The organism is Nonomuraea sp. B10E15 (assembly GCF_039871615.1).
Lineage (GTDB): Bacteria > Actinomycetota > Actinomycetes > Streptosporangiales > Streptosporangiaceae > Nonomuraea.
On record NZ_JBDPMB010000021.1, the window covers coordinates 23,462 to 39,091 of the forward strand.

The window sequence follows — 15,630 nt, forward strand, 5'->3', positions numbered from 1 at the left end:
TCCCCTCTGACCTGCGCTTTCCGGTTTTCTCCCTCGTCGAGTAGGGCACAAGTCGGACCGGGGAGCATCGGGGGGCTTCATGGATCTCACGTGGCCGCTGCTGCGGCAGCTGACCGGCAAGGACCGCACGGGCCGCGGGCAGGCGGTGAAGTCGACCGCGACGGAGGCGTTGCGGGCCCGCACGGACGGGGCTGACCGCGTCGTCAAGTCGATCTGCCCGTACTGCGCGGTGGGCTGCGGCCAGAACGTGTACGTACGCGACGAGCGGGTCGTCCAGATCGAGGGCGACCCCGACTCCCCCGTCAGCCGCGGCCGGCTGTGCCCGAAGGGCGCGGCCACCCTGCAGCTCACCACCGATTCCGGCCGGCAGCGCCAGGCGCTCTACCGGCCGCCGGGCGCGGCCGACTGGCAGGCGATCGACCTGGCCACCGCCATGGACATGGTGGCCGACCGGATCATCGCCACCAGGCATGAGACCTGGGAGCAGGAGCGCGACGGCAGGCGCACCGCCCGCACCATGGGCATCGCCAGCCTGGGCGGCGCCACGCTGGACAACGAGGAGAACTACCTCATCAAGAAGCTGCTGACCTCGCTCGGCGTGGTGCAGATCGAGAACCAGGCCCGCGTCTGCCACAGCTCCAGCGTGGTCGGGCTCGGCACGTCGTTCGGCCGGGGCGGCGCCACCACGTTCATGCAGGACCTGCAGCACTCCGACTGCGTGGTCATCCAGGGCTCGAACTTCGCCGAGGCGCACCCGGTGGGCTTCCAGTGGGTGATGGAGGCCAAGGCGCGCGGCGCGGTGGTCATCCACGTCGATCCGCGCTTCACCCGCACCAGCGCGCTGGCCGACCTGCACGTGCCCATCCGCGCCGGCTCGGACGTGGCCTTCCTCGGCGCGATCATCAACCACGTGCTGGAGAACGACCTGTACTTCCACGAGTACGTGGTCAACTACACCAACGCGGCCACCATCCTCAACGAGGACTACCGCGACGCCGAGGACGGAGACGGCGTCTTCTCCGGTTTCGACGCCGCCGGCCACGCCTACGACGACGAGAGCTGGCAGTACGACGGCATGCAGGCCGCGCCCGCGTCGGGTGACCGCGACAGCGACTACCGGCGGCGCTCCGGCCGGGTGCCGCCGGGCCGTACGGAGATCACCGGCAGCGCCGGCATTCCCATGGACGGCACGCCCCGGCGCGACGAGACGCTGCGCGACCCCCGCTGCGTCATGCAGGTCCTGCGCCGCCACTTCGCCCGCTACACGCCGGAGATGGTCGAGCAGGTGTGCGGGGTGCCGCGTCGCCTGTTCGAGGAGGTGTGCCGCCACCTGACGGAGAACTCCGGGCCGGACAGGACCTCCGAGTTCGTCTACGCGGTGGGCTGGACGCAGCACAGCGACGGCTCGCAGTTCGTCAGGGCGGCGAGCATCCTGCAGCTGCTGCTCGGCAACATCGGCAGGCCCGGCGGCGGCATCCAGGCGCTGCGCGGGCACGCCAGCATCCAGGGCTCCAGTGACATCCCCACGCTGTTCAACCTGCTGCCGGGCTACATCCCGATGCCGCACGCGCACGAGCACGAGCGGCTGCGCGACTTCCTGCAGGCCGACGCGCCGCACGGTGGGTTCTGGGCGAACATGCCCGCCTACCTGGTGAGCCTGCTCAAGGCCTGGTGGGGTGACTCGGCGCAGCCGGGCAACGACTTCCGCTTCGATCATCTGCCCAGGCTGACCGGCTCGCACAGCACGTACGACACCGTGATGTCGCAGCTGGCCGGCGAGTGCAAGGGCTACATCCTGCTCGGCGAGAACCCGGCGGTCGGCTCGGCGAACGCCAGGATGCAGCGGCTGGGCATGGCCAGGCTCGACTGGCTGGTGGTGCGCGACCTCAACCTGATCGAGAGCGCCACCTGGTGGAAGGACGGCCCGGAGATCGAGACGGGCGAGCTGGCCACGGCGGACATCGGCACGGAGGTGTTCTTCCTGCCGGCGGCGGCGCACACCGAGAAGAGCGGCAGCTTCACCAACACCAACCGGTGGCTGCAGTGGCACCACCAGGCGGTCGAGCCGGCCGGCGACGCGCGCAGCGACCTGTGGTTCATGTACCACCTGGGGCGGATCATCAGGGAGAAGCTGGCCGGCTCGGGGGATCAGAAGGACGCGCCGGTGCTGGAGCTCACCTGGGACTATCCGGTCGAGGGCGCGACGGCCGAGCCCTCGGCGGAGGCGGTGCTGGCCGAGATCAACGGCTGGGACGCGCGGGGACGGCCCCTTTCCGGGTACGCCGAGCTCGCCGACGACGGCTCCACCGCGTGCGGCTGCTGGATCTACTGCGGCGTGTACGCGGGCGGCGTCAACCAGGCGGCCCGCCGCAAGCCCTGGACCGAGCAGAGCTGGATCGCCGCGGAGTGGGCGTGGGCGTGGCCGGCCAACCGGCGCATCCTGTACAACCGGGCCTCGGCCAGGCCCGACGGCAGCCCGTGGAGCGAGCGCAAGCAGCTGGTCTGGTGGGACGAGCAGGCGCAGCGCTGGACCGGCCACGACGTGCCCGACATCGAGGTGGGCAAGAGCCCGGCGTACCGGCCGCCGCCGGACGCCCGCGGGGTGGCGGCGCTGTCGGGGATCGACCCGTTCATCATGCAGGCCGACGGCAAGGGCTGGTTGTTCGCGCCCGCGGGGGTGGTGGACGGGCCGCTGCCCACGCACTACGAGCCGCAGGACTCCCCGGTGGCCAACCCGCTCTACGGGCGGCAGCGCAACCCGGCACGCAAGCTCTACCCGCACGAGGACAACCGTTACCACCCGAGCGGGGACGATCCGGGCGCGTCGGTCTTCCCGTACGTGGTGACGACGTACCGGCTGACCGAGCACTTCACCGCGGGCGGCATGAGCCGCTTCACGCCCTACCTGTCGGAGCTGCAGCCGGAGATGTTCTGCGAGGTCTCGCCCGGCCTGGCCGCCGAGCGCGGGCTCGTGCACGGCGACTGGGCCACGATCATCACCGCGCGCAACGCGATCGAGGCGCGCGTGCTGGTCACCGACCGCATGCCGTCGCTCCATCTCGACGGGCGGGTGCTGCACCAGATCGGGCTGCCGTTCCACTTCGGGCCCAACGGGCTGGCCAAGGGCGACGCGGCCAACGAGCTGGCGTCGATCTCGCTGGATCCGAACTCCCACATCCAGGAGGTCAAGGCCCTGTCGGCGGACATCCTCCCGGGACGGCGGCCGCGCGGCCCGGCGCTGCGCGAGCTGGTCCGCTCCTACCAGCGGCGGGCCGGCATCGGCGAGCACACCGGAACGGAGGCGTGAGCCATGGCCTTCGACCTGGACGAGAAGCTCGCGGACGGCCGTGTCGGCTTCTTCACCGACACCAGCATCTGCATCGGCTGCAAGGCGTGCGAGGTGGCGTGCAAGGAGTGGAACGCCGTCCCCGACGACGGCATGACCTTCACCGGCATGTCGTACGACAACACCGTGGGGCTGGGCGCCGACACGTGGCGGCACGTGGCCTTCGTCGAGCAGCGGCGGCCGCTCGGCCACCAGGAGCCGGGCGTCGGCGACATGGACTTCCGCTGGCTGATGGCCTCCGACGTGTGCAAGCACTGCACCCACGCGGCCTGCCTGGACGTGTGCCCGACGGGGTCGCTGTTCCGCACCGAGTACGGCACCGTCGTGGTGCAGGAGGACGTCTGCAACGGCTGCGGCTACTGCGTGCCCGCCTGCCCGTTCGGGGTGATCGGCAAGCGGGAGACCACGGGTGTGGCGGCCAAGTGCACGATGTGCTACGACCGGCTGGGCGCGGGCGAGGAGCCCGCCTGCGCCAAGACGTGCCCGACCGACTCCATCCAGTTCGGCGACCTGGATGAGCTGCGCGCACGGGCCGAGCGCCGCCTGGAGCAACTGCACGCGGCCGGGACCGGCTCGGCCCGCCTGTACGGCCACGACCCCGGGGACGGCGTGGGCGGCACGGGCGCGTTCTTCCTGCTGCTGGACGAGCCCGAGGTGTACGGCCTGCCGCCCGACCCGGTGGTGACCACCCGTGACCTGCCGTCGATGTGGCGGCACGTGGGGGTCGCCGCCCTGGCCCTGCTCGCCGGCGTGGCCGCGAGCGCGTGGAGGAGACAGTCATGAGCCAGACCGACGTGCGCCTGGACGGCGCGGCCGGGCTGCGCGGCGAGCGCGAGGCCACGCCGGGCTCGGCGGGCCGCAGGCGTGAGCGCCTGCCGGTGCCGAGGGCGGACTTCGAGTCCTACTACGGCCGGCCGGTGTTGAACGAGCCGACCTGGCAGGCGCCCGACATCGCCGGCTACCTGTTCCTCGGCGGTCTGGCCGGCGCCTCGTCGACGCTGGCGGCCGCCGCCGAGCTCACCGGCAGGCCTCACCTGGCCAGGGCGTGCAAGGCCGGCGCCGTGTGCGCGCTGGGCGGGTCGCTCTACGCGCTGATCCACGACCTGGGCCGTCCCGAGCGGTTCGTGAACATGTTGCGGGTGTTCAAGGTGACCTCGCCCATGAGCGTCGGCACCTGGATCCTCACCGGCTACGGCCCGCAGGCCGGGGTGGCGGCGGCCACCGGGCTGACGGGGATGTTCCCCGGGCTGGGCCGGGCCGCCACCATCGGGGCGGGGCTGGCCGGGCCGGCACTGGCGACCTACACCGCCGCGCTGATCTGCGACACCGCGGTGCCCGTCTGGCACGAGGGCCATCGCGAGATGCCGTTCCTGTTCGCCGGTTCGGCGGCGGCAGCGGCCGGCGGGCTGGGCATGCTGGCCGCGCCGGTGTCGGAGGCGGGCCCGGCCCGCCGGGCGGCGCTGCTGGGCGCGGCCGTCGAGTGCGTGGCCGCCGTGCGGATGGAGCGCCGGCTCGGGCCGCTGGCCGAGCCGCTCAAGCGCAGCAGGCTGCTGCGCGCGGGCGAGGCGCTGTCGCTGGCGGGCGCGGTGGCCGGGCTGGTCGCCGGGCGCCTGGGCGGACGGGGCCGGCTCATGGCGATGGCGGCGGGCGCGGCCCTGCTGGCGGGGTCGGCGTGCACCCGGTTCGGGATCTTCCGGGCCGGGATGGAATCGGCGAACGATCCCAAGTACACGGTGCAGCCGCAGCGGAGGCGGCTGGCGAAGGCGAAAGCGGAGGGTGATCTGCGATGAAGCGGAAGGTCGTCGAATATCTGCCGTTCATGGGCATCGTGCTGATGGTCTGCACGGCGTCCTGGCTGGCGGGCAGGTCGTATCCGGCCCGCCCGGCCGCGCTCGGGAGGGTCAGGGGCAGGCACGCGTCGCCGTGAAGCCGCGCGGGGGCCGCCCGCTCCGCCGCTCCACGTCTTGGGCGGGGTCAGGCCGCCTGAGGCCGGCCGGCGACGTACGATCAGCAGATGACCGAAAAGACCGAAACCACGCCTGGATGGCTCGCTCCTGACGAACTGGAGTCGGTGCGCGGCCAGCTGCCCGTCCTCTACGTCGACGCCGTGCCGGTGCGCGTCGACGACACCGGCGTGGTCACCCGCGTCGGCCTGCTGCTGCGCATCGCCGCGGACGGGACCGTCAGCAGGGCGCTGGTTTCGGGGCGGGTGCTGCTCCACGAGCGCATCCGTGACGCGCTCATGCGCCACCTGGAGAAGGACCTCGGCCCCGTGGCGCTGCCGCGCATCCCTGCCTCGCCGCAGCCGTTCACGGTCGCGGAGTATTTCCCCACGCCCGGCATCACCCCCTACCACGATCCGCGCCAGCACGCGGTGTCGCTGGCCTACATCGTGCCCGTCGCCGGCGACTGCCGGCCCCGGCAGGACGCCCTCGACCTGGTGTGGTTCACCCCGGAGGAGGCGGCCTCGCCGATGGTGCAGCAGGAGATGGCGGGCGGGCAGGGCGTGCTGCTGAAGCAGGCGCTGGCCCACGTCGGCTGCCTGCCCTGAGCGGAGGTCAGGGCCGCTCGGCGCCCCGGCGCACCCAGTCGTAGAGCGGGTCGCCGGGGCACGAGGTGGCGTAGCCGTCCCGGTGTCCCTTGACCTCGTCCCCCGCGTCGCCGTGCTCGCGCAGGTATTCGACGGCGTCGACGAGGGCGTGCAGCAGGTCGTCGTTGGGCTTGGTGAGCCCCGAGCTGCCGACCAGGGCGAGCACCGCGTAGTGGCCGGCGTTGAGGCCGGCGCCGTTGGCCGCGGGCAGCGCGTGGGGGCCGCGGCCCATGAACGTGTGGCGGTGGGGGCAGCACACCATGGTGTAGCCGAGGTCGATGTAGGTCTCGCCGCGGCCGCCCGACATGTGCATGCTCTGGATGTCTCGCACCAGCTCGCCGCACTTGTCGTGGTTGGCGGGCTCGGCGAGGTCGGCCGGCACCTTGCCGCCGGTGTAGTGGATCTTCACGCCCTTGGTCGATTCCAGGCGGGTGTAGTCACTGGTCGGCTTCTTCGCGTGCCACTCGGCACGGGTGATCAGATTCATGAGATCCTCTCCTGAACGGCACACTCTAGCCATCACCCTGCCAACTTTGCGTAGCGAGCAAATCACGCATCGTCACCACAGTGGCCTGCCGCGGGGGTGAGGGTTACCTGCCGTTTCGCTGGTAACACGAGGGAAACACCCCGATCGTCAGACTCGGATCATGTGCCCCCGGTTGCTGCGATTTATCGTGATTCTTTCCGGCGTGGCGCTGCTCATCGCCGCGCTCGTCCTGGCTCTGGACCGCCCCCAGGAGGAGCACTCGCCCTCCACCCTGGCATCCCCCCGGCCGGACACCCTGGTCATCGAGATCACGCCGCCCGCCACGCCGTTCGTTCCCGGCAAGGAGAGGTGCCGCGAGGTGCGGGCCCTCCTATCGAAAGCCACGCTCCGCCCGGTCGTGCCGGAAGGCGTCCAGCCGGTCGAAGTCGAGATCGTACGCCGACACTTCGGCGGGCGGAGGGCCGGAGAAGAAACCCTCGTGCGTCCGCGGGCAGGGGTCGGCGAACCCGGTGACTCCGGCGCACGGATGCCCGAGGTAGGTGGCCTCGTGATGCCAGTCGCTGACGGCCACGTACGTCATGAACTCGTACGCCCGGGCCACGCTCATGTGCCGCCACAACTCGCGCGCCGGGGCGGGGCCGTCCCAGCGGGTGAGGGAGAAGGCGGGCACCAGGACCGCGTCGAGCCCGTCGTGCCCGGCCAGGCTCCCCGAATACCACAGGTCGGCGCAGAGCAGGACGCGCAGGCGCCGGCCGTGCAGGTCGAAGCCGGCGCCGGGCCGGCCGGGCAGCACTCCGGAGCGCAGTTCGACCCCGTAGGGGTGGACCTTGTCGTACTCGGCCAGCAGCGTGCCGTCCGCGCCGAACACGGCGCCCCTGTTGATCGGGCCACCGTTGACGGCGTCGTAGTGCGAGCCGCCGACGACGGCCATCCCGGACCGCAGGGCCAGCGTGCGGACCCGGTCGAGGTAGCCGGCGCGGGGCAGGCTCGACCCGGCCAGTTCGGGCAGCAGCATCACGTCACCGGCGTGGGAGGCGACGAGCTCCTCGATCGCGTCGAAGTTGGCGTGGCCGTCGGGGGACCAGCGGGGAGGTTGAACCAGGAGGATCTTCACATTCCTACTGTGGCTCAGGCGAGGTTGCCCGGGATTGCGGCGAGCAACTCGCGGGTGTAGTCGTCCGACGGATGGTCGAAGATCTCCTCGGCGGTGCCGCTCTCCACGATCCGCCCCTCGCGCATGACGTGCACGGCGTGCGAGATCATCCGTACCACGGCCAGGTCGTGGCTGATGAACAGGTAGCTCAGCCCCAGCTCCCGCTGCAGATCGGCGAGCAGCTCCAGGATCTGCGCCTGCACCAGCACGTCGAGCGCCGAGACCGCCTCGTCGAGCACCACCAGCTCCGGCGAGAGGGCGAGGGCCCTGGCGATGGCCACCCGCTGGCGCTGGCCCCCGGACAGCTCGTGGGGCAGCCGCTCGGCCGCCGACGCCGGCAGCGACACCTTCTCCAGCAGCTCGGCCGCCGCCCTTCTGCGGTCGGCCGCCGTACCGACGCGGTGCACGCGCAGCGGCTCGGCGATCGACTTGCCGACCGTGTAGCGGGGATCGAGCGAGGCGTACGGGTTCTGGAAGACCGGCTGGACGCGCCTGCGGAACGCGAACAGGTCACGCCGGCCCAGCGCCGTCATGTCCGTGCCGTCGAAGCGGATGCGCCCCGAGGTGAGGTCTTCGAGGCCGAGCAGCAGGTTGGCGGTGGTCGACTTGCCCGAGCCCGACTCGCCCACGATGGAGACGGTGCTGCCGCGCGGAATGGTGAAGGAGACCGCGTCCACCGCGGTGATCTCCTCACCGGTGCCCCTGAGCGGGTAGACCTTGCGCAGGTCCTCGACGACGGCCAGGTCGCCGGCCGGGTCGCCGGCCGGGTCGCCGGCCGGGCGCGGCGGTTCGAGCAGGCGCACCGACGACAGGCTCGGCACGGCCTTCAGCAGCCGCCTGGTGTACTCGTGCCCGGGCTCGGCCAGGATGGCGGCGGCGGGCCCCGTCTCGACGATCTCGCCCTGGTACATGACGGCCACCACGTCGGCCCGCTCGGCGGCCAGCGCCAGGTCGTGCGTGATGAGGAAGACTGCCGTGCCCATCTCGGCGGTCAGCTGCCCGAGCTGGTCGAGGATGCGCCGCTGCACGGTGACGTCGAGCGCGGAGGTCGGCTCGTCGGCGATGAGCAGCCTGGGCCTGCAGGCCAGCCCCATGGCGATCAGGGCCCGCTGCCGCATGCCGCCGGAGAACTCGTGCGGGTACTGCCCGATCCGCCGCTCGGGGTCGGGGATGCCCGCCATGTTTAGCAGCTCGACCACGCGGCCGCGGGCGGCCTTTCCCGCGGCGACGCCGTGCACCTCCAGGGCCTCGGCGATCTGGTCGCCGATGCGCATGAGCGGGTTGAGGTTCGACATCGGGTCCTGCGGCACCAGGCCGATGCCCGCCCCGCGGATCGCCGTCATCTCGCGCTGGCTCGCCGTGGCCAGGTCGCGGCCGTCGAAGAGCACCTGGCCGCCGGTGATGCGGCCGTTGCCGGGCAGCAACCGGTTGACCGCGGCCGCCGTGGTGGACTTGCCCGACCCCGACTCGCCGACGACCGCCACGGTCTGGCCGGGCAGGATCTCCATCGAGACGTTCCTGACGACGGTGACGTCCTGCCGCCGGGTGCGGAAGGCGACCGAGAGGTCGCGGATCTCCAGGAGCGGGCTCATACGGTCCTCGATCGTTCGGTGGTGGCCTGCAGCAGGTCGGCCCAGAGCTCCTCGGTCGGCACCGGGACGCCCTCGACGAGCAGGCGGTTGCTCGCGAGCACGAGGGCGATGTCGCGGCCGGGCACGAAGCCGACGGCGCAGCCCACGTAGCCGGGGTGGCCGAGCACGGTGACCGTCTCGCCGGCGAGCGCCAGGTCGTACCTGCGGAAGCCGAGCGCCTGCGCGGGGTCGGGGCCGGGGGCGAAGAACTCCCGTGCCACCTCGGGCCGCCACAGCCGGTCGTGCTCCTCGTAGCGGGACATCGCGGTGCAGTACTTGAGGAGGTCGGGCACGGTCGAGAAGAGCCCCGCGTGCCCGGAGACCCCGCCGAAGGCGTGGTGGGCGTTGCCGTCGGCGACCTGCCCGAGCACGGGCGCGCGGCGCCAGCCGGCGAAGTCGCCGCTGCGGTAGGGCACGGGGTACGGCTCCCCCGTGTCCAGCATGCGCATCTCGACCCGGTCGTCCAGGGCGCTCATGGCCACCTCGGAGCCGGCCGGGCGGGCGTAGGTGGTCGAGGTGAGCCCGAGCGGCCGGGTGACCAGCTCGGCCACGGCCCGCTCCAGGCGCATCCCGGTGACGGCCGAGACGATCCGGCCCAGCAGGACGAAGCCGAGGTCGGAGTAGTGCCGTGCGCGGCCGGGACGGTAGCGCGGCGGCGGCAGCCGCGGCTGGATGTAGAGCGGCCACCACTCCCACAGGCCGCCCCGGTGCAGCAGCAGGTCCCGCACGGTGATCGCCTCGTACGACCGCGGCAGGTACGCGCTGAGCGGCGCGTCGAGGTCCACGAGCCGGTCGGACACCAGGCGGATGAGCGCCGTCGTGGTGGCCAGGATCTTGGTGACCGAGGCGAGGTCGTGGTGGGTGCCGAGGGTCATCGCGGCGACGCCCTCGCGCTCGCCGTCGACCCAGCGCACGGTGCGGTGGCCGGTGCACTCGGTGAGGTCGAACCAGGGCGTGCGCGCGGCCATGACGACGCCGGGTGGCGCCTTCACCGCGCCAGCACCAGGGCGCGGGGCGAGCCGGCGAGCGGCGCGGGCAGCACGAGCGGACCCGCGCCCGGGGTCAGGGTGCCGAGCACGCGGGCGGCCCGCGCGCCCGTACCGCCGGGCACGGTGCCCGGCAGGCCGTGCGCGCTCAGCCAGCCGATGAGGGCGAACGCGATGGCCTCCTTGTCGTCGGCGGGCGCGCCCAGGTCGTCGGACGGCCGCACGTTCACGGCGGGCAGCGCCGAGCTCAGTCCGTCCATGATCACCGGGTTGCGGCAGCCGCCGCCGGAGACGACCAGCGTGCTCACCTCCGCGGCCCGCACGTCGTGGGCGACCGTGCGCACGGTCAGCTCCGTGAGCGTGGCCACCAGGTCGGCGTCGCCCACCTCGCCGCCCGCCGCACCTCCCGCCCGGGCCAGCGCCTCCTCGACGTAGCCGGGGTGGAACAGCTCCTTGCCGGTGCTCTTGGGCGGGGCCAGCCGGTAGTAGGGCTCGTCGAGCAGCGCCTCCAGCAGCCGCGGCCGCACCCGCCCCGACGCCGCGATCCGACCGTCCTCGTCGAAGCCGCTGGCGTTCAGCCCTCTGCCCGTCACCACGGCGTCGATGAGCGCGTTGGCCGGGCCGATGTCGTAGGCGTACAGCTCGGCGCCGCGCACCACGGTCATGTTGGCGATGCCGCCCAGGTTGAGCGCGCCCGCGCCGCCGTCGTACGCGCCGAGCAGCAGCCCGTCCAGCACCGACACCAGCGGGGCGCCGTGCCCACCCGCCGTGATGTCCCTGATGCGCACGTCGGACAGCACGGGCGTCCCCGTGCGCTCGGCGATCCAGGCCGGCTGGCCGATCTGCAGCGTGCCGCGCGCGTGCGCCCCCTCGACCCAGTGGAAGACGGTCTGCCCGTGGGAGACGATCAGGTCGGCGGGGCCGCCCTCGGCGATCGCCGCGGCGGCGGCCTCGGCGAAACACCGGCCGATGAGCGTGTCGAGCACGCACACCTCGGCCAGCGTCGCGGGCGCGGGCGGCAGCGCCGCGATCAGCCGGGCGCGCAGGTCCTCCGGGTACGGTGTGCTCGCCGTGTGGCCGACCCGCCCGTGGAGCACGCCGCCCGTCAGCTCGAAGTCCACCATCGCCACGTCAATCCCGTCGTGCGACGTGCCGGAGATCATCCCGAGAACCCTCATGCCCGCTCCTCCAGTGCAGCGCGCAGCCTGCCGCCGGCCGCGGCCAGCCGCGCCGCCGCGTCCCGCGGGGCCAGGCCGAAGCGGGCGGCGACGACCGCCTGTCTCACGTTGAAACCGTTGGCGTCCAGCACGGCCAGCGCCTCCTCGCGCCCCGCGCCCGTGATCGTGCGCACGATGCGCACGGCCCGCTCGCGCAACTTGCCGTTGGTCGCCTTCACGTCGACCATCAGGTTCCCGTACGTCTTGCCGAGCTGCACCATGACGATCGTCGAGAACATGTTGAGCACGAGCTTCTGCGCCGTGCCCGCCTTGAGCCTGGTCGAGCCGCTGACCACCTCGGGCCCGACGAGCACCTCGACGGCGTGCGCGGCGGCCGCGCTCAGCGGCGTGCCCGCGTTGCAGGACAGCCCCACGGTCAGCGCGCCCAGCTCCCCGGCCCGCCGCACCGCGGCCACCACGTACGGGGTGCGCCCGCTGGACGCGATGCCCACGACGGTGTCGAGCGGTCCCACACCGGCCGCGTCGACGGCCGCCGCCCCGGCCTCCTCGTCGTCCTCGGCGCCCTCGCAGGGCGACACGATCGCGCTCTCACCGCCGGCGATGATGGCGAAGACCTGCTCGGGCGGCGTGCCGAACGTGGGCGGGCATTCGGAGGCGTCCAGCACGCCGAGCCGGCCGGGGGTGCCAGCGCCGACGTAGACGAGCCGGCCGCCGGCCCGCACGCGTTCGGCGGTGGCCTCGATCGCCTCGGTGATCCGCGGCAGCGCCTGGGCGACCGCGGCGGGCACCGTGGCGTCGGCCGCGTTCATGGTCGCGGCCAGCTCGCCCACGCTCATCGTGTCGATCCCGGCGAACCGGGGGTCGGCCGTTTCCGTCGTCAGGTGTGAGAGGTTCACCGCTTGCCTCGGTTTCGCGGGTCGAGAGTGTCACGCAGGCCGTCACCGAGCAGGTTCAGGCCCACCACGAGCAGGACGACGACGGCGCCAGGCGCGATCAGCGTCCAGGGGGCGACGAAGACCAGGCTGCGCGCCTCGAAGATCATCGATCCGAGCGAGGGCGCCGGCGGCGGCGTGCCCAGGCCGAGGAAGCTCAGCGACGCCTCGGTGAGCACCGCCCACGACAGCGAGAGCGCGACCTGGACGACGATGATCGAGGTGATGTTGGGCAGCACGTGGCGCAGCATGATCTGCCAGCGGCTCAGGCCGGTCGAGACGGCCGCCTTGACGTACTCGATCTCCCTGAGCGACAGCACGGGCCCGCGGGTGACGCGGATGAAGATGGGCACGTACACGATCGCGATGGCCACGGCGATGGTGAACCGGTTGCGGTCCAGCACCGAGGCCAGCGACAGCGCCAGCAGCAGCGGCGGGAACGCGAACAACACGTTCGTGACGCCGCCGATCGCGCCGTCGGCGACGCCGCGGTAGAAGCCGGACACGAGCCCGCCCAGCGTGCCCACCACGGTCGCGAACGCCACCGCCACGACCGCGACGAACGCGGAGTTGCCCACGCCGGCCGCCACGCGGGAGAACACGTCCCTGCCGAACTGGTCGGTGCCGAACAGGTGCTCGCCCGACGGCGCGCGGAACCTCGACGGCGGATGCTGGGCGATCGGGTCGTACGGCAGCAGCCCCGCGTACGACAGCGCCGCCACGGCGGCCAGCAGCACGAGGATGACGACGCCCGCGACCCCGGCGGGGCTGCGCCGCGGCAGCGCGGTCACGACGCCCTCACCCGCGGGTCGATGATCCGGTAGAGCGCGTCGGTCAGGAGGTTGACGACGACGAACGCCAGCGCGATCACCAGCACGGTGCTCTGCACGACCGCGTACTCCTTCTGCTGGATGCCCAGCAGCACCTGCCGGCCGATGCCCGGCACGGAGAAGATCTGCTCGACCACCACCGCGCCGCCGAGCAGGTAGCCGAACTGCAGGCCCGTCATGGTGACGATGGGCACGAGCGCGTTGCCGAGCACGTGCCTGACCTGCAGCCGCCGCTCCGGAACGCCCTTCGCCCGGGCGGTGCGCACGAAGTCGTGCGAGCGCACCTCGAGCACCGCCGTGCGGGTGGTGCGCAGGATCGGCGCCGCGATGCCGAAGCCGAGGACGAGCGCGGGCAGGAACATCTGCTGCAGGTTGAGCAGCGGGTCCTCGATGAGCGTGGCGAAGCCCTGCCCGTTGGGGTTGAACCCGAACGACGCCGCGAAGATCGACAGCAGCGTGGTGGCCAGCAGGAAGGCCGGGATCGACAGCCCGGCCAGGCTCACGACCTGGCCGAAGGCGTCCCTGGGTGCGTTGGCCTTCGACGCCGAGAGCATGCCGAGCGGCACCCCGATCAGCAGGGCCAGCACGATGGAGAAGACCGCCAGCTCGAACGTCACCGGCAGCGCGTGCAGGGTCAGGTCGAGCACGCTCTGCTGGGAACGCGCCGAGTAGCCGAAGTTCCCGGTGAACATGTTGCCGAGCCAGGCGAAGAACTGCGTGACCAGCGGCTGGTCGAGGCCGTAGTACTGCTCGAGCGCCTGCTTCTGCGCCGGGGTGAGCGCCGCGGCCTCGGTGCCGAGCCCCGCCGTGATCTGGTTGCCGGGGATCGCCCGGAGCATGACGAACACGAACACGGCCACCCCGAACAGGGTGCCCACCGTGCTCGCCACGCGCCGTACGGCGCGGTTGCCTGCGATCCGGCGCATCAGCTGACGGACGTGGTGCGCAGGTACTGCAGCGAGCCGCTGGCCATGGGGACGAAGCCCTGCACGTTCGAGGTGGTCGCGGTGTAGGTGTAGCCGGCGAACAACCAGATCCAGGCGGCGTTGTCCTCCAGGTGGGCGGCGACCTGGTCGTAGATCGGCTTGCGGGCGGCCTGGTCGGTGGTCGCCTTGCCCTCGGCGAACAGCTTGTCCAGTTCGGGCGAGCTGTAGCCGGCGACCTTGTTGAGGTTGCCGTCGCTGGTGAAGTAGCGGCCGTAGGAGCCGTCGGGGTCGGGCCGGCCGCCGTTGAGCGCGACGGCGGCGTCGAAGTCGGCCGCCACCCAGCGGTCCACGAACGCGCCCGACTCCAGCACCTCCAGCTCCAGGTTGATCTTGGCCTCGGCGAGCTGCGCCTTGAGGTTCTGGGCCTCGTTGACGGAGGTGGCGTACTCGCCCTGCGAGACGATGGTCTTGACGGTCACCCCGCCGGACTTGCCGGCCTTGGCGAGATAGCCGGCCGCCTTGGACAGGTCGCGGGTGGGGCAGGGGCGCTTGGCCGGGTCCGACTTGTAGGCCGGGGCGGTGATCGGGCCGGTCACCTCGCCCTCGCCGAGCGCGGCCGTGTCGAGCACCTGCTTGCGATCGATGGCGCACTGGATCGCCAGCCGCACGTTGACGTCCTTGAGGTCGCCGTGGCTCGCGTTGAGCTGGAGGACGTGGTAGCTGAGCTGCGGCGTCTTGGCGACGGTGATGGTGCCGCCGCCCTCGGCGGTCTGGGCGACGAGCGGGTCGTCGAAGACCGCGAGCTGCACGTTGCCCGACTGCATCGCCGACACGATGGACGACTCGTCGGGGATCACCCGGAACTCGACCGTCGGGACCTTCGGCTTCTCGGGGCCCCAGTACTTGTCGTTCCTGGCCAGCGTGATCGACTGGCTGGCCACGCGCTTGCTCAGCGTGAACGGCCCCGTGCCGTTGGGCGTGGTGGCGAGCTCCTGCTCGGTGTCGTCGGAGGAGAGGATGGCCATGTTGACGGTGGCGAGGTTGGCGGGCAGCGCCGCGTCGGGGCCGGTCAGCTCCAGCACCACCGTGCTCGCGTCGGGCGCCTCGACGGACTTCACCGACGACAGCGACGCCCTGGCCACCGCCGCCGTCTTCTCGTCCATGATCTTCTCGAGGGACGCCTTGACGTCCTCGGAATCGAGCACGCTGCCGTCGGCGAAGGTCACGCCCTGGCGGAGCTTGAGGGTGAGCTTCTCGCCGTCCTTCGAGGTCTCCCACGACTCGGCCAGCCCCGGCACCACGTTGAGGTCCTTGTCGAACTCCGTGAGCGTGCCGTAGAGGTTCTGCAGCACGTTGACGGCCTGGAACTGGGTGGCCTTCCAGGGGAACAGCGTGTCGGGGTCGGAGGTCACGCCGACCACCAGGCCCTTGGCGGGGGTGTCGCCGCCGGCTGCGGGGCCGGAGGACGACGAGCAGCTGGTGAGGGCGATGGACAGCGCCGCGGCGATGCCGACCGCGGAGAGCGCGCCACGGGGCATGTGGTCTCCTCGGAGGAGTAGGTCATAAAATTA

14 protein-coding genes are annotated in these 15,630 nt (G+C 72.2%); 5 read left to right on the top strand and 9 right to left on the bottom strand.

Annotation, left to right across the window (positions count from 1 at the left end; genetic code table 11):
* Positions 1 to 79: 79 nt before the first annotated feature.
* From fdh to ABGB14_RS38830, 5 genes are all read left to right on the top strand, one after another.
* The gene (gene fdh, locus ABGB14_RS38810) at positions 80 to 3,307 is read left to right on the top strand and encodes a formate dehydrogenase (protein WP_347648851.1); all 3,228 of its coding nucleotides are present in this window, start codon (positions 80 to 82) and stop codon (positions 3,305 to 3,307) included.
* Positions 3,308 to 3,310: 3 nt separating this feature from the next.
* On the top strand, positions 3,311 to 4,129 hold the full coding sequence (locus tag ABGB14_RS38815; RefSeq protein WP_347648852.1) for a 4Fe-4S dicluster domain-containing protein: 819 nt from the start codon (positions 3,311 to 3,313) through the stop codon (positions 4,127 to 4,129).
* A complete protein-coding gene (nrfD, locus tag ABGB14_RS38820) occupies positions 4,126 to 5,136 on the top strand; it encodes an NrfD/PsrC family molybdoenzyme membrane anchor subunit (RefSeq protein ID WP_347648853.1) in 1,011 nt (336 codons plus the stop codon). Before ABGB14_RS38815 ends, nrfD begins: the two co-directional genes overlap by 4 nt.
* Entirely contained in the window at positions 5,133 to 5,273 is a 141-nt protein-coding gene (locus ABGB14_RS38825) for a hypothetical protein (RefSeq protein WP_347648854.1), read from the top strand. Before nrfD ends, ABGB14_RS38825 begins: the two co-directional genes overlap by 4 nt.
* 87 nt (positions 5,274 to 5,360) lie before the next feature.
* On the top strand, positions 5,361 to 5,897 hold the full coding sequence (locus tag ABGB14_RS38830; RefSeq protein ID WP_347648855.1) for an NUDIX hydrolase family protein: 537 nt from the start codon (positions 5,361 to 5,363) through the stop codon (positions 5,895 to 5,897).
* A 7-nt stretch (positions 5,898 to 5,904) separates the two neighbouring features.
* Here ABGB14_RS38830 and ABGB14_RS38835 read toward each other — a convergent pair whose 3' ends face one another.
* The 9 genes from ABGB14_RS38835 to ABGB14_RS38875 all read right to left on the bottom strand — a co-directional run bounded on the left by ABGB14_RS38835 (position 5,905) and on the right by ABGB14_RS38875 (position 15,597).
* The gene (locus tag ABGB14_RS38835; protein WP_347648856.1) at positions 5,905 to 6,423 is read right to left on the bottom strand and encodes a peptidoglycan recognition family protein; all 519 of its coding nucleotides are present in this window, start codon (positions 6,421 to 6,423) and stop codon (positions 5,905 to 5,907) included.
* A gap of 370 nt (positions 6,424 to 6,793) precedes the next feature.
* A complete protein-coding gene (locus ABGB14_RS38840; RefSeq protein ID WP_347648857.1) occupies positions 6,794 to 7,537 on the bottom strand; it encodes a carbon-nitrogen hydrolase family protein in 744 nt (247 codons plus the stop codon).
* A 14-nt stretch (positions 7,538 to 7,551) separates the two neighbouring features.
* A complete protein-coding gene (locus ABGB14_RS38845; protein ID WP_347648858.1) occupies positions 7,552 to 9,168 on the bottom strand; it encodes an ABC transporter ATP-binding protein in 1,617 nt (538 codons plus the stop codon).
* Positions 9,165 to 10,199, bottom strand: coding sequence for a serine hydrolase domain-containing protein (locus ABGB14_RS38850; RefSeq protein ID WP_347648859.1), 1,035 nt, complete (start codon positions 10,197 to 10,199; stop codon positions 9,165 to 9,167). The genes ABGB14_RS38845 and ABGB14_RS38850 overlap by 4 nt, the downstream gene beginning before the upstream one ends.
* The gene (locus ABGB14_RS38855; protein ID WP_347648860.1) at positions 10,196 to 11,371 is read right to left on the bottom strand and encodes an anhydro-N-acetylmuramic acid kinase; all 1,176 of its coding nucleotides are present in this window, start codon (positions 11,369 to 11,371) and stop codon (positions 10,196 to 10,198) included. The genes ABGB14_RS38850 and ABGB14_RS38855 overlap by 4 nt, the downstream gene beginning before the upstream one ends.
* The gene (gene murQ / locus ABGB14_RS38860) at positions 11,368 to 12,267 is read right to left on the bottom strand and encodes an N-acetylmuramic acid 6-phosphate etherase (protein ID WP_347648861.1); all 900 of its coding nucleotides are present in this window, start codon (positions 12,265 to 12,267) and stop codon (positions 11,368 to 11,370) included. The genes ABGB14_RS38855 and murQ overlap by 4 nt, the downstream gene beginning before the upstream one ends.
* Entirely contained in the window at positions 12,264 to 13,094 is an 831-nt protein-coding gene (locus ABGB14_RS38865) for an ABC transporter permease (RefSeq protein WP_347648862.1), read from the bottom strand. Before ABGB14_RS38865 ends, murQ begins: the two co-directional genes overlap by 4 nt.
* Positions 13,091 to 14,059: an ABC transporter permease gene (locus ABGB14_RS38870; RefSeq protein WP_347648863.1), complete on the bottom strand. Its 969-nt coding sequence runs from the start codon at positions 14,057 to 14,059 to the stop codon at positions 13,091 to 13,093. The genes ABGB14_RS38865 and ABGB14_RS38870 overlap by 4 nt, the downstream gene beginning before the upstream one ends.
* Positions 14,059 to 15,597: an ABC transporter substrate-binding protein gene (locus ABGB14_RS38875; protein WP_347648864.1), complete on the bottom strand. Its 1,539-nt coding sequence runs from the start codon at positions 15,595 to 15,597 to the stop codon at positions 14,059 to 14,061. The genes ABGB14_RS38870 and ABGB14_RS38875 overlap by 1 nt, the downstream gene beginning before the upstream one ends.
* Positions 15,598 to 15,630 lie beyond the last annotated feature (33 nt).

Bases quoted from the DNA above. Each gene is read 5' to 3' on its own strand.
- fdh (WP_347648851.1), top strand. From the start codon at position 80: ATGGATCTCACGTGGCCGCTGCTGCGGCAGCTGACCGGCAAGGACCGC.
- ABGB14_RS38815 (WP_347648852.1), top strand. From the start codon at position 3,311: ATGGCCTTCGACCTGGACGAGAAGCTCGCGGACGGCCGTGTCGGCTTC.
- nrfD (WP_347648853.1), top strand. From the start codon at position 4,126: ATGAGCCAGACCGACGTGCGCCTGGACGGCGCGGCCGGGCTGCGCGGC.
- ABGB14_RS38825 (WP_347648854.1), top strand. From the start codon at position 5,133: ATGAAGCGGAAGGTCGTCGAATATCTGCCGTTCATGGGCATCGTGCTG.
- ABGB14_RS38830 (WP_347648855.1), top strand. From the start codon at position 5,361: ATGACCGAAAAGACCGAAACCACGCCTGGATGGCTCGCTCCTGACGAA.
- ABGB14_RS38835 (WP_347648856.1), bottom strand. From the start codon at position 6,423: ATGAATCTGATCACCCGTGCCGAGTGGCACGCGAAGAAGCCGACCAGT.
- ABGB14_RS38845 (WP_347648858.1), bottom strand. From the start codon at position 9,168: ATGAGCCCGCTCCTGGAGATCCGCGACCTCTCGGTCGCCTTCCGCACC.
- ABGB14_RS38855 (WP_347648860.1), bottom strand. From the start codon at position 11,371: ATGAGGGTTCTCGGGATGATCTCCGGCACGTCGCACGACGGGATTGAC.
- ABGB14_RS38870 (WP_347648863.1), bottom strand. From the start codon at position 14,059: ATGCGCCGGATCGCAGGCAACCGCGCCGTACGGCGCGTGGCGAGCACG.
- ABGB14_RS38875 (WP_347648864.1), bottom strand. From the start codon at position 15,597: ATGCCCCGTGGCGCGCTCTCCGCGGTCGGCATCGCCGCGGCGCTGTCC.